The sequence below is a fragment of the Variovorax sp. LjRoot130 genome, from assembly GCF_964253755.1.
Lineage (GTDB): Bacteria > Pseudomonadota > Gammaproteobacteria > Burkholderiales > Burkholderiaceae_C > Variovorax.
Genome location: NZ_CAXURM020000002.1, coordinates 534,262 through 546,837, shown reverse-complemented (window position 1 = coordinate 546,837; position 12,576 = coordinate 534,262). Strand labels below are relative to the sequence as shown.

Annotated in this window: 15 protein-coding genes; 9 read left to right on the top strand and 6 right to left on the bottom strand. The window is 64.0% G+C overall.

Annotated elements, in window-relative coordinates; genetic code table 11:
* Window positions 1–2: 2 nt before the first annotated feature.
* The 5 genes from ACSQ86_RS32325 to ACSQ86_RS32305 all read left to right on the top strand — a co-directional run bounded on the left by ACSQ86_RS32325 (window position 3) and on the right by ACSQ86_RS32305 (window position 4,027).
* A complete protein-coding gene (locus ACSQ86_RS32325; protein ID WP_436307102.1) occupies window positions 3–1,079 on the top strand; it encodes a branched-chain amino acid ABC transporter permease in 1,077 nt (358 codons plus the stop codon).
* 131 nt (window positions 1,080–1,210) lie between these two features.
* Window positions 1,211–2,473 (top strand): ABC transporter substrate-binding protein, encoded by a 1,263-nt coding sequence (locus tag ACSQ86_RS32320; protein ID WP_436310491.1) that lies wholly within the window; start codon window positions 1,211–1,213, stop codon window positions 2,471–2,473.
* Window position 2,474: 1 nt separating this feature from the next.
* Complete coding sequence (locus ACSQ86_RS32315) at window positions 2,475–3,272, top strand: ABC transporter ATP-binding protein (RefSeq protein WP_436307104.1); 798 nt, start codon at window positions 2,475–2,477, stop codon at window positions 3,270–3,272.
* Between the two features lie 216 nt (window positions 3,273–3,488).
* A complete protein-coding gene (locus tag ACSQ86_RS32310) occupies window positions 3,489–3,728 on the top strand; it encodes an alpha/beta fold hydrolase (protein ID WP_436307105.1) in 240 nt (79 codons plus the stop codon).
* A gap of 8 nt (window positions 3,729–3,736) precedes the next feature.
* Window positions 3,737–4,027, top strand: coding sequence for a hypothetical protein (locus tag ACSQ86_RS32305; RefSeq protein WP_436310490.1), 291 nt, complete (start codon window positions 3,737–3,739; stop codon window positions 4,025–4,027).
* A 58-nt stretch (window positions 4,028–4,085) separates the two neighbouring features.
* Here ACSQ86_RS32305 and ACSQ86_RS32300 read toward each other — a convergent pair whose 3' ends face one another.
* Together ACSQ86_RS32300 and ACSQ86_RS32295 are read right to left on the bottom strand one after the other, a co-directional pair.
* Complete coding sequence (locus ACSQ86_RS32300) at window positions 4,086–4,382, bottom strand: HigA family addiction module antitoxin (RefSeq protein WP_436307107.1); 297 nt, start codon at window positions 4,380–4,382, stop codon at window positions 4,086–4,088.
* A gap of 33 nt (window positions 4,383–4,415) precedes the next feature.
* Window positions 4,416–4,694 (bottom strand): type II toxin-antitoxin system RelE/ParE family toxin, encoded by a 279-nt coding sequence (locus ACSQ86_RS32295; protein ID WP_436307108.1) that lies wholly within the window; start codon window positions 4,692–4,694, stop codon window positions 4,416–4,418.
* Between the two features lie 362 nt (window positions 4,695–5,056).
* On the opposite strand from ACSQ86_RS32295, the gene ACSQ86_RS32290 reads away from it, so the two are divergent.
* Entirely contained in the window at window positions 5,057–5,269 is a 213-nt protein-coding gene (locus ACSQ86_RS32290; RefSeq protein WP_436307109.1) for a cupin domain-containing protein, read from the top strand.
* Window positions 5,270–5,508: 239 nt separating this feature from the next.
* Here ACSQ86_RS32290 and ACSQ86_RS32285 read toward each other — a convergent pair whose 3' ends face one another.
* Window positions 5,509–5,697, bottom strand: coding sequence for a tannase/feruloyl esterase family alpha/beta hydrolase (locus ACSQ86_RS32285; RefSeq protein ID WP_436307110.1), 189 nt, complete (start codon window positions 5,695–5,697; stop codon window positions 5,509–5,511).
* Window positions 5,698–6,161: 464 nt separating this feature from the next.
* Here ACSQ86_RS32285 and ACSQ86_RS32280 point away from each other — a divergent pair, with 464 nt between their 5' ends.
* A complete protein-coding gene (locus ACSQ86_RS32280) occupies window positions 6,162–6,368 on the top strand; it encodes a hypothetical protein (RefSeq protein ID WP_436307111.1) in 207 nt (68 codons plus the stop codon).
* Between the two features lie 62 nt (window positions 6,369–6,430).
* On the opposite strand, the gene ACSQ86_RS32275 is transcribed toward ACSQ86_RS32280, so the two are convergent.
* The 3 genes from ACSQ86_RS32275 to ACSQ86_RS32265 form a co-directional block, all read right to left on the bottom strand.
* Complete coding sequence (locus tag ACSQ86_RS32275; protein WP_436310489.1) at window positions 6,431–8,974, bottom strand: isoleucine--tRNA ligase; 2,544 nt, start codon at window positions 8,972–8,974, stop codon at window positions 6,431–6,433.
* A 332-nt stretch (window positions 8,975–9,306) separates the two neighbouring features.
* Window positions 9,307–9,717: a phasin family protein gene (locus ACSQ86_RS32270; RefSeq protein ID WP_436310488.1), complete on the bottom strand. Its 411-nt coding sequence runs from the start codon at window positions 9,715–9,717 to the stop codon at window positions 9,307–9,309.
* A gap of 143 nt (window positions 9,718–9,860) precedes the next feature.
* Window positions 9,861–10,094, bottom strand: a complete 234-nt coding sequence (locus tag ACSQ86_RS32265) for a DUF2789 domain-containing protein (RefSeq protein WP_093110540.1) — start codon at window positions 10,092–10,094, stop codon at window positions 9,861–9,863.
* 837 nt (window positions 10,095–10,931) lie between these two features.
* Between ACSQ86_RS32265 and ACSQ86_RS32260 the strand changes: the two genes are divergently transcribed.
* Together ACSQ86_RS32260 and ACSQ86_RS32255 are read left to right on the top strand one after the other, a co-directional pair.
* Window positions 10,932–11,915: an IS5 family transposase gene (locus ACSQ86_RS32260; protein ID WP_436306994.1), complete on the top strand. Its 984-nt coding sequence runs from the start codon at window positions 10,932–10,934 to the stop codon at window positions 11,913–11,915.
* An 82-nt stretch (window positions 11,916–11,997) separates the two neighbouring features.
* Window positions 11,998–12,429, top strand: coding sequence for a hypothetical protein (locus ACSQ86_RS32255; protein ID WP_436310487.1), 432 nt, complete (start codon window positions 11,998–12,000; stop codon window positions 12,427–12,429).
* Window positions 12,430–12,576 lie beyond the last annotated feature (147 nt).

The following is a 12,576-nucleotide window of genomic DNA, read 5'->3' as shown; positions in this document are numbered from 1 at the left end:
CCATGTTCTACCGCGCCGCTGGCATCCGCCACGTCAACTACCTGCAGACGCGCAAGCTCTGGCCGCTGCCGGCCGACCGAGCGACGCTCGGCATCATCGCGGCGCTGTTCCTCACGGCGCCCTGGCTGTTGAGCGCCCTGTACCTGAACTCCTACCTGACGCCGCTGCTGCTGTGGACCAGCGCGGCACTGGGCCTGAACCTGCTGATGGGCGGCGCGGGCCAGGTCCACCTGGGCTACGGCGCGGTGATGGCGATCGGCGCCTACGGCACCGTGCACATGACGCGCGCCGGCCTGCCCTTCGAGCTGGCGCTGCTGCTGGGCGGCACGCTGGCGGCGCTGGTGGGCACCGTGTTCGGTGCGGCGGCGCTGCGGGTCAAGGGCCTGTACCTCGCGGTGTCCACGCTGGCGCTGCAGTACCTGACCGACTTCGTCATCGTGCACGTGCCAGCGATCAGCGGCGGCTCGCAGGCCTCGCTGCAGGTGCCGGTGCTGCGGCTGCTGGGCATGCCGGTCACGTCCGACGCCGGGATGTACTTCGTCGCGCTGGGCGTCTGCGCGCTGCTGACGGTCTGGATGCTCAACATCCGGCGCACCAGCTTCGGCCGCGCGCTGGCGGCGATCCGCGAGAAGGACTACGCGGCGGAGATCCTCGGCGTGAGCGCCTTCCGCTACAAGCTGCTGGCCTTCTGGGTCAGCTCCTTCATCGGCGGCATCGTCGGCGCGCTGTACGCCTTTTGCTACTACAAGGCGGTGTCGCCCGAGCAGTTCCACATCGAGCTGTCGATCCAGCTGCTCGCCACCGTCATCGTCGGCGGCCTGGGCAGCGTGCTGGGCTGCTACTTCGGCGCGGCGCTGATCCTGCTCGCGCCGCCCCTGCTCAACAACGCGCTGGCGGCGCTGTCGCGGCAGTACGGCGGCGCGATCGGCAGCGACCTGCTGACCCATGCGCCGCTGATCCTCTACGGCGCACTGATCGTCGGCTTCCTGCTCTTCGAGCCGCTCGGGCTGGCCAAGATCTACGACAACGTGCGCAAGAGCCTGCTGGTCTGGCCTTTCCGACACACGCGGCGCCAGTGAGCAGGCGTGACGCACGAGCCTTTCGACAAACCAGTAGCCAACCGTCGCCAGGGCGCCCGCCTGGACGGTTCGGGCGCCCCGGGACGGGTGCCCTGGCAACTCTGACCGGGCGAACAAAGGAGACAGACATCATGACGGTTGACAGACGACAGTTCGTCGCGGCCGGCGCGGCGACCGCACTCATCGGCGCCCTGCCGCACACGCGCGCCCAGGCGCAGGAAAAGATCATCAAGTTCGGCATGGCACAGGACTTCACGGTCGTCTACACCTTCGTGACCGCCGAATACAGCCAGGGCCAGCGCGACTACTTCTCGCTGGTCAACGAGCGCGGCGGTGTCAGTGGATGGAAGATCGCGGCCGACATCGTCGACACGGGCAACGCGCCGCAGCGCGGCATCGAGGCCTACGAGCGCTTCAAGCGCAACGGCGTCATGCTGGTCGATCCGCTGTCCACGCCGGTGAGCCGGGCGCTCGTCTCGCGCGCGCTGCAGGACAAGATCAACTTGGTGACCACTTTCTCGGGGCGCAGCGACGCCGCCGACGGCACCGTCTTCCCATACGTGCTGCCGCTGTCGGCCAGCTACTGGTCGCAGGCCTCGATCCTGATCGAGTACATGGCGCGCCAGGACAAGGATCTCAAGGGCAAGAAGATCGCGTTCGTCCACATCGACACGCCCTACGGCCGGGAACCTCTGCCCCTGCTGCAGGCCCTGGCCAAGCGCCGCGGCTTCGAACTGCTGCCCTTCCCTTATGCGCCGCCCGGCAACGAGCAGTCGGCCGTATGGACGCAGCTGCGGCGCGCGCGGCCGGACTGGACCTTGATCTGGGGCGGCGGCGTCGGCCAGACGGTGTCGCTCAAGGAGGCCTTGCGCAATGGCATCGCGCCCGATCGCATCGCCTCCGTCGTGTGGCTGTCGGAGTCGGACATGAAGGTGGTCGGCCCCGATCAAGTCAAGGGCGTCCTCAAGTTCGAAGGCGCAGCCGCAGGCAGCGAACCCAAGGTGATCCAGGACATCCTTCGCGACGTCGTCGGCAAGGGCAAGGGTGCGGGCTCGCGCGAGATGGTCGGTACCACCTACTACAACATCGGCGTGATGGCCGCCGCGGTCATGGTCGAAGGCGTTCGCCGGGCGCTCGAAGTGACCAAGGGCGGGGCGGTCACCGCGGAAGCCCTTAACGAAGGGCTGCGCAGCATCAAGAACTTCACCGCCGACGGACTGATTCCGCCGCTGACGACGAGCAAGACCGATCACCAGGGCGGCGGCATGGGCCGCGTCGCCCAATGGGACGGCAGCCGCTGGGTGCCCAAGAGCGACTGGCTCGCGAGCGACCAGGACGTGGTCTGGCAACTGATCCGCGCCTCGTCGGAAGAGTTCAAGAAGACGGGAACCTGAGATGCCCCTCCTGGCGCTCAACAACGTCGAGGTCGTCTACGACAACGTGTCGCTGGCCGTCAAGGGCGTCTCTATCGACATCGAGGCGCGCGGGCTGGTTGCGCTGCTCGGCGCGAACGGAGCCGGCAAGAGCACCGTGCTCAAGGCGATCAGCGGCCTGCTGAGCGCCGAGCGCGGCAAGGTGAGCGGAGGTGGCATCACCTTCGATGGCGCTGACCTGCTGGGCCTCGGCGCGCCCGAGCGCGTGCGCCGGGGCATCGCCCACGTGCTCGAAGGCCGGCGCGTCTTCGAGCACCTGACGCCAGCTGAGAACCTGCTCGCCGCATCGTCGATGCACCGCGACCGCGGCCATGTCCGCGAATTGATGGACAAGGTGATGGCCTGGTTCCCGCGCTTGGCGCAGAGGGCAGGATCGCCGGCGGGCTACCTCTCCGGCGGCGAACAGCAGATGCTGGCCATCGGCCGCGCCCTGATGACCGAACCGCGCCTGCTGATGCTCGACGAACCCAGCCTCGGCCTGGCGCCGCTGCTGGTCGACGAGATCTTCGACATCGTGCAACGCATCAACGCCGACGCGGGGCTGTCGGTGCTGCTGGTGGAGCAGAACGCCGTTGCGGCGCTCGGCATCGCGCAGCGCGCCTACCTGATCGAGAATGGACGGGTCGTCATGACCGGCAGTGCCGATTCCTTGAGCAGCAATCCCGACGTGCAGGAGTTCTATCTTGGGGGCGCACAAGGTCAGCAGAAGGACTACCACGCCGTGAAGCACTACCGCCGGAGAAAGCGGTGGCTGACATAGACAACAGCGGGATCTCCATTTCTGGAATGGTTCATTCTTGCGGGCGATCGCGCAAGGACTCTGCAACCTGAAGCTCGCCAACGAATATTTCCCAGACTCCAACGCCGCCTCCGGACCTCGCGCAGCGCAGCACTGCCGCAATCTGGCACCCCTGCACGCAGATGAAGCGTTCCGATACGGTGCCACCCCAACCGCTATCGTGCCCTGGACCTGGACGTGGAGCAGATGCGGCAGTACGCAGCGTGTCGAATCGAACAGCCGACCTTGTGGATCGGCGGTGAGCGCGATCCAGCCCGCTATCTGGTTCCAGGATTGGATCGCTACACCGATCCGATTCCTCGATGCACCGACCCACGCGGCGCAACCGTGCTCCCCGGCGTCGGGCACTGGATTCAGCAGGAGGCGCCAGAGGCCGTCAACAGCATGATCCTCAGATTCCTGGACGAGCTGAAATGATTGTCCCGTTGAGCGCATCGAACAGCCCGGCGTTGCTCGAAGTGAACAGTTTCAAAGCGCTCGCCGTTCGATTGCAAGCGGGGTTGAACACCGAAGGCCTCGACGCTGCACTGGGAAGCCTGGGACGCATGGAAGGCACGCGCGCCTGGCTGTCGATCACGGCGTTGAAGGCCCTCGGACCCGACGAGACCGCCTGGAAAAGCAGCTTCGATGCAATGATTTCCTATGCGGACGGCGCGGGTTGGGTCTCGCAGGACAAAGCACTCGTGCGCGCCCATATCGACCTGTCCGAGCGCTGAAGTTCAATCCTGCAAGATCTGATCGCAGCTACCTTCCGTTGACGGTCTTAGCCATGGCTCATGCAGCCTCAAGCTGCTCAATGGTTGCGAGCTCTTCGGCCAATTCATCCTTCGCCATGGCCGTGTCGTAGGCGGTCTGCAGGTTCGTCCAGAAACAATCGCTCATGCTGAAGTAGCGAGCGAGGCGCAGGGCGGTATCTGCAGTCACAGCGCGTTCGCCGGAAATGATTGCGGCGATACGGGTCTGCGGCACATGGATAGCCTTCGCCAGGCGATAGGGCGTGATGCCCAGGGGCTTCAGAAAGTCCTCGACGAGGATCTCGCCGGGGTGCGGGTACGGTACTTGGCGGGTCATAAAAATCTGCCTTTCAAGGTCAGGAAACGGTGGTCAGTGATAGTCGACGATCTCCACGTCGGACGGGCCGCCTGCGGTCCATTTGAAGCACAAGCGCCATTGGTCGTTGATGCGGATGCTGTGCTGGCCTTTGCGGTCCCCTGCCAGGGCTTCGAGCCGATTGCCGGGCGGCACCTTCAGATCGCCGAGGACCACGGCCGCGTGCAGCATCGCCAGCTTGCGCATCGCTCCCGTAGCGATGTTGGCCCAGCGGGCGACTCGTGAGCCCTCGAACAGTCGGCGTGTCTCGTCGCAGCTGAAGCTCTGAATCATGGGCAAATAGTAACGTCAAACGTTATTAACGTCAAGCGTTACTATCGCTCCGCGTTGCCATGAAATCTCGCGCCCTGGAGGGCGCCACGGGCACCCGGGGGTGACCTTGGTGTCTCCTGGGGAGGGCAGCGCAGGCATCAGGGGGAGGCTTCAAGGGCCTGGGCGTGTTCAGGTGCGCGAGCTCGACATCGACGTGCTCAAGATCAACGAGGCTGGCGAGGACGCCGTCTTGAAGGACGTGCAGGACGCGCGAGCCCGGCAGGTGTCCACCGGCGATCTCATGCCGCAGGTCATCTTCTTTCTGACCTTCATCGCCTACGTGGGCGCTTCGGCCCCGCAAGGAGCGCAGCCGCGGTCACCCCATGAGCCATCACGAGGGGGAGGAGATCCTGTATGTCCTGAGCGGGAGCATCAGCCTGCAACTTGCCGATCGTTCGGAGACGCTGAAGGCGGGTGATTGCGCGCACTTCAATGCGGCGGTTCCTCACAAGATCACGTCAGTTAGCAAGGACGATGCCGAGGTGCTACTTGTGATTGCCGGCGAGCCGGCGCAAGCCAGGGATGGTGCGCGCTGACAGCGATCATCGCGGCGAAGTTGGCCTTGCGGAAACCGATCGCGCGACAGGCGTGTTCGTGAAGGCACTGCGCGCCGCCATCGCCAGCCCGACAAAGGGACAGCATCCGCATCAAGAATCTCGAGGAAGACATGGGCGGCAAGCTGCTGTACTGCAGCAGCCAGGAGGTGACGCTGACGCCGTCCGGCAGGAGTTGCACATCGCGCTCACTGCGCCGCACCGGATTCCGAGCCCGCCCGTCACTGGCATGTGTAGTTGGCCGCCATCTTAGCCGAACCATCCCCCCAAGTCGTCTTCTTCGGGTAAACGCAGATCGGGTAGCTCACGCTGTTGTCTCTGGAGCTGATGACGATGTCGTCAGGCGCCACGCCCTTCTCCACCCAGTCGACCAGCGCAAGGCTAACGTTCGCCCCACTCGCGCGGCCCATTCAGCAGCCCAAATGGCCTCCTCCCAGAAGCGAGTTGTCGGGAAAGGGTCAGCTACACCGATCCAATCCCGCCAGAAACGCTTCGATTGGCCATCCTGCATGGGGTTGTTGCTCCGAATTACATTCCGCAGTTGAGGGTGCTCCTGGACGAGGCCCCGGTGGGCGTGCTTTCGGACATCACGAGGCAACTCGAGCGAGAAGACGGTGTGCGCCCCCGGTCGACGTGGCAAAAAATGCGCCAGTTGGCGGCTGCCCTGGGTTGCACACGAGGAATCTGGTCGTGAGTGCCCCAGACTTCACGCGCCCGGGAGTCTGGCAAGAGTTGCTCGCGCAAGCGCTGCAACTTACCGATCACCTGGCCGATGTAGTGCGCAACCCAACCTGGAGTTTCGGTGGCGGCACAGTCCGGGCGGGTCGCAGGCCTCAGTCGGTGCTCTGGAACGACCCGGATAAAATAGTTGGTGATGACGACCTCCGTGACCACGAACAAGCTTTCCAACGACGGCTTCCGCTATGTCAAGAAGACCGTCGGGACCATCATCGACACCCCCCGCGCCGAATCCATGATGTCGTGCTTCCGCTGCGGCAAGTTCAAGCTGCGTAACCTTCTGGTCTCCAAGCGATTTCTCGGCAAGAACATGCTGGTGTGCGCAGAGAAGTGCACGGGTTAATTCCTGGCGGCGACTCGCTCAAAAGCAGCCCAGGTACACGGCTGGTTGAGACGGTCGAGCGTTCAGTCCCCTTGCTCGACGGCAGTAACCTTGAGCTCCTGCTCAACCTCCTCGCACCGATGGCACAGTGCCGACAAGAGCGACAACCGGTCATGTCGACGGCATCGCGGGCAGAGACCGCGGCTCGTTCGGCGAACACGGACCCCGACCGACGCGCCCGCAGCCACCCCGACGCGTGCGACACCGAAAAAATCCCTCATCTCGTCCGGCATCACCAGGAAGAGCTCCTCTGAGCAAGGCAGTGTGACCTCCAGCTCAAGCTGGGCGGCGCTCTTCAAACCGTTGGCCAGGCCCGCCTCCACATGTTGGTGGACCCGGTGCTTGAGACCGCTCAGCTGTTCGTAGGCCGCCCGCAACTCGACAGCTCGCTCCACCTTCGGCATTTGCAGTCCCTCGAGCGTCAGAAGCAAGGCCGAGGCCTCGGCACAGCCCATGGGCTTGCGGACCAACTGGAAGACCTCTTCAGCCGTGAATGGCAGCACCGGCACCAACAGCCGCATGAGCGTGTCCAGCACCCGGCCGAGCACAAACTGCGCTTCACGCCGGCGGGCAGAGTTCGCGGCGTCACAGTAGAGCGCATCCTTGACGGCCGTGAAGTAGTCGCTTGAGACCGCGTCGGCGTACTGCATCAGGGCAGCCGTTGCACCTGCGAAGTCGTAGCGTCCCGCGGCGGCCTGCACCGTGGCCACGAGCTCTTGGAGTTTGACAAGCTGCAGCCGATGCATCGAGTGCGTGAGCTCGGCGGGCGCTTTGAAGTCGAAGTCGACCAGGTTCTGCAGGCAGAACCGCAGCGTGTTGCGCAGCTTGCGATAGCGCTCCACGGTACGTTCGAGCGACTGCGACGATAGCTTCAGCTCCTTGGTGAAGTCTTGCTGCAGGGTCCAGAGCCTGAGCACGTCAGGGCTGTATCGCTTGAACATCTCGTCCATCGGCTGATAGTTCTTGCTCGACTTCGAATACTTGCGGCCGTGCTCATCCACGACAAAGCTATGGGTGAGCAGCGCCTTGTAAGGCGCCGGCCCACCTGCGGCCACCGCTGTGAGCAAGGACGACTGGAACCAGCCACGGTGCTGGTCAGAGCCCTCCAAGTAGACGTCCGCCGTCCTGCCAAAACGTTTGCGCATCACGAGCTCGTGAGTCACGCCACTGTCGAACCAGACATCGAGGGTGCGGCGTGGCCCGTCCGCCTGCCATGCCTCGACGCCCTCCTCCGCGACCCGCGCGAGCAGCGCGGCGTCCGCGGCGTTGCCCGTGTCTGCAAGGGGCGTGCCCCACAGGCGATTGCGCGACAAGCACCAGGACGTCCGCGACCGCAGCATGTTCCCAAGCCGCTCGCGCGCCGTCTCCGGTACGAACTGCACCTCCTTCAACGCCGCGAGGGCGCGTGGCCCCACTTCCGCCAGTTCAAGAACCCATTCCTCTGAGGCCTTGAAGAAGACGGGCCGCTTGTGCCGCCAGCAGTGCGGGTACTCGTGCTGGAGGCTCGTGCGGGAGTGCACCAGATCGCCCACACGCTCGAGCACGTGGTCCGACCCTTCGCGCAAAGTCATGCCCGCCATGTCGCCGTGCAGGAAGCGGCCACCCTCGTCGACGTAGTGCTCAACGCCCAGCCCGTGAGCTTCTCCGACTCGGAAGTCGTCCATCCCAAAGGCTGGCGCCAAGTGCACCAGGCCGGTTCCGCTCGACGTCACATAGTCCGCCGCCAGCAGGGGCACGAGGTCGCCCGTGTAAGGGCTGCGCGCGTGAAGGCCGTGCAGGTCGACAGCCACGCCCGTCATTGCTTCACCTGGCGGCTGTGCTCGGACAAGGGTCCTGCCGCCCTCCTCGACCGCTGCGTAGTCGAGGGCGGGATTGAATGCGACCGCCTTGTTGGCAGGCAGAGTGTAGGGCGTGGTGGTCCACACCTGCAAGAACGTGTTTTCCCGTCCCTCCAGGGCGAAGAGGACCACCACGCTGTCTGATGTCCGCTCCTTGTACTCGACCTCCGCTTCGGCCAATGACGATGCGCAGTCCGGGCACCAGTGCACCGGACGCAGACGCTTCACCACCGACGGCAGCGCGCTGAAGAGGCGCGACGCGCCGGCTTCGAATTCGGGGTCGAGCGTGAGGTACGGCTGCTCCCAATCGGCTGCGACGCCGAAGGTGCGGAACTCGGCCGTCTGGCTGGCCACCTGGCCCTCGGCGTAGGCTCGGCACGACTCGACAAAGTCGCGCGTGTCGGCTTTGGAGTGCCCGAGCTTCTCCACTTCGAGCTCCACGGGGAGCCCGTGGCAGTCGAAGCCCGGCACATAGGGCGCGAAGTAGCCATCCAGGCGCTTGAACTTCACCAGGGCATCCTTGAGTGTCTTGTTGACGAAGTGACCAAGGTGCAGGGCACCGTTGGCATAGGGCGGCCCGTCGTGCAAGAGGAAGGTCGGCCGCTCCCCGGGGCTGCGATGTAGCGCATCGACGGTGGCGGGCGCGCCCCACAGGGCGAGATAGGAGGATTTGTCCGAGTGCACTTGCGCGAGCTCGAACGACGACTTGAAAAGATTGAGGCTGTACATGATTTCGGGTCCAGAAAAGCAAAAAGGCAGCGAGGGTGAGTCGCTGCCTTGGGAGGTCGAGGTCGAAAGTGGGGCTAACCGCCCAACGTAATTCGCCCCCGGTGCTCGTTGGCAGCGGAGGTCGGAATAATCGGCATGGACCAGTGCTTGGACACGGTGAAATCGGGCGATGAGTTTGGGTCAGACGCGTTGTATCGCGTAGCCATTCTAGCGGGACGCCATGGTGCCGCGCAAATGCGCACCCCGAGCCCCTTCGGCCCTATCCGTACCCGGAACCCGATCGACTTCATCGCGAATTTCACGGGTCACAGACAATACATGGGTTCTTGTCGCTACTTGGGCTGCATCATTTTCTTGATCTCGTCCACGTGCTCGGCGGCACGCTGCGTGATATGGGCCATCGCATCGGACTGAGAGCGGCGCGCCATCTCGGCGAGTTCTTTCATATCGGCGATCGTCTTTTCGAATGCGCTGCGAACCACTTCAGTTTGCTTTGCCGGGTCTATGCCCCCGCTGGTAGCGCCCTTGGCAACTTCCTGCATGACTTGCATCGCCTCGGCCATCATTTCGCTTTGCTTGCGGACCATGGCCTGCATGGATTCATAAGCGGCCTTGTTGGCCTCAACCAATGCTTCCACATCCTTGCGTCGCGCCTCGACGATGGCCGTCATGTCGACGCCCGGCATCTTCAACTGCTCGAGCATTTTCTTCATATCGCCAAACGGATTGATCTCTGTTGCCATAGCGTCTCTCCTGGTGATGGGGCCGGAACAAAACCTGCGCCGGCGCAGCATCATTGCATATGGTGGCAGCTGTGGCATCCCCCGTCCGCCCACGGTGTCGTGCCGCTCTCCGCTGCGCCCGCGGCGTTCGACGGGCCGAACGGCTACGCGCGCAGCAACGCGTTCAGCTGATCCACCATCTCGGCCCAATCGGCGTCCTCGCCGATCTCTTCCCGCAGGAACTGCGCTTGCCCAGGCGTCCAGAACGGAGCGTCCGCCAACTCGATCTCGCCGCGCAAGGGCCGATGCCTTGAGATGAATGAATCAATCTCGGGCTGAGTGCTTGGCAACCCAAGCTGACGAAACAGGTTCGGGAGGCTGTGGTCGGTGAGGTCCATTGACGGATTCTCCATCGAACGCGCATCTCTGATCGCGTCCAGGTGTGCCATTTCGCTCGACGGCAACCCTGGTTGCAGCTCGAAGCGCGACGTGGCGTCCATGACATACGACCAATGCCAGGCTTCCTTCTCGCTCGACCAATGTGATCGCAACGTCGTGACCGTTGTAGTGGAACTCGGTCTCCAGCTCCGCCATGGGCACCTCCACGGGATTGAGCCCACAAGTATGACCTTCGCGACCATGGCGCGCGGCCTGTGCGGCCGCCATGGTCAGATCCGGTGCACAGGCGCAGCGCGTCCGCCCGCAGGGTCCTGGACGCAGATCCGCAGGGGTCCCGCCAGTGCTCAGGCGACGATCCGGGCCCTGCAGTTGAGCGGCGCGCACGAGACATCACGAAGGCGGATTGACTGCCCGAAGGCGCGCCACCTCATCTGTGACCATCGTGCGCCCACCACTGCTTCAAGCGGCGCAGCAGCTGAACCGGACGCTTGTCCGCTCGAACGCGGCCCAGGTGCTCGCGATAGAGCGCACGCTGGGTAGTCAGTGCTGCCCGGAGAGCGACAAGATTGTCCTCTGTGTACAGCCAAACGCCTTGGAGCACGAAGTTGCCGGGCTTGCTCGAGTCCGGCTTCGGTCGAACATGGACGTCCGTGGCGCCGATGCTTCGCAACAGGTCGGATCGGGCTGCGGCAACCATCATGCCCTCGCCATACATCTCTATCTCCCGCGTCAAGGTAAAGCACACGGTCTGGATGCTAGGGAAACGCTGATCAATAGGTCGCGGCGGGCACGGCCCGTGCATGCGTGAAGACAGAGCAACTCACAGCACCACCGAGATGAACCAACGCAGTTTTGCCAGCGCCGAGTACGCGATGAAGAAGAAGCGCACGCGCCGCGAGAAGTTTCTGGCCGACATGGAGCGCGTCGTGCCGTGGTCTCGTTTGATCGCCGTGATCGAGCCGCTGTACCCCACGAGCGGGCGCGTCGGTCGCCAGCCGATCGGTGTTCCCCGGATGCTGCGCATGTACTGCCTCCAGCAGTGGTACGGGCTGGCCGACGAAGCGCTGGAAGATGCGCTGTACGACAGCCAGGCGCTGCGCGACTTCGTGGGCATTGACTTGTCGCGCGAGTCGGTGCCCGACGCCACCACGCTGCTGAAGTTCAGGCGACTGCTGCTGGACAACGACCTCACCAAGGCCCTGTTCGAGGAGATCAACGCTCATCTTGCCGAACAGGGCCTTCTGATGCGCGCGGGCACCATCGTGGACGCGACCATCATCGCCGCGCCCAGCTCGACTAAGAACGAGGGCAATACGCGCGATCCCGAGATGCACCAGACGAAGAAGGGAAAGGCCTGGCACTTCGGCATGAAAGCGCACATCGGTGTGGATGCCCAATCGGGCCTCGTGCACACGGTGGTCGCCACGGCGGCCAACGTCAACGACGTGACACAAGCCGGTGCGCTGCTGCACGGCCAGGAGTCGGTGGCCTTCGGCGATGCCGGCTACCGAGGCGTGCACAAGCGCGAAGAAGCGCAAGGCCCGCAGTGGCACGTGGCGATGCAGCCGGGCAAGCGCCGGCAGCTGGACCTGACGCGCAAGTGGGCGCGCCTGCTGGACAAGGCCGAGCAGCTGAAGGCGAGCGTGCGGGCCAAGGTCGAGCATCCGTTCCATGTGATCAAGAACCTGTTTCGTCACAAGAAGACCCGCTACAAGGGCCTCGCGAAGAACGAGGCGCAGCTGTTCAGCCTGTTCGGGCTGGCCAATCTGGTCATCGCCAAGAGGTCGCTGTTGGCCGCTCATGCCCGAGGTGCGTCTTGAACGCCGAAAGTGGCCTCGCAAGAGGCGCGAAACGCACCGCGGGTCGACCCTCACGGCGTGAAATCGACCGCATCGCTTCGTGATGCCCACAGATCCGACGGCGTCGTTCATTGATCAGCATCTCCCTAGGGAAGCGCTCAGCCAGAAACATGGTGACCTCGACCAGCAAGAGCGGGCCGAAGTTGCGTTGCTCGCTGCCCAAAGCCGGCGAAGCCAAGAAGCGACTGATGTGAACATCCGACCTGTCGACGCTGACTTCAATCGGATCGAGCGAGCCAAGAAAGCGACCCCGGTCATAGACGAACACGGGTTCGCCCAGTTCATAGTTCGACAGGTCCGGGCCCGCGAGGTGCAGTTTCTCAAAGATCAAAATTCATCAGGGTCGATTTCAAGTCATCCGGCGGCTGAAGGTCAAACCGAGGATGACACATCCTCTCTCGGGCAGGTATCGCGCGTTTCGGTGATCAAGGCGGACAATGTGCCCCACTTCACATTCGGGCCGAGATCGTTATAGAGCATAAGCACCGGCAACGCCAACGAGCAGCGGTATCAGGTAGCTCTCCCGATCCGCCCCCCCCAGCACGGCCACGCGCTTCATCCCCTTCTGATACACCAGCAGCTCGCCTGGCACAGGGTCAGCCTCGATGTCCTCGGGGTGCAT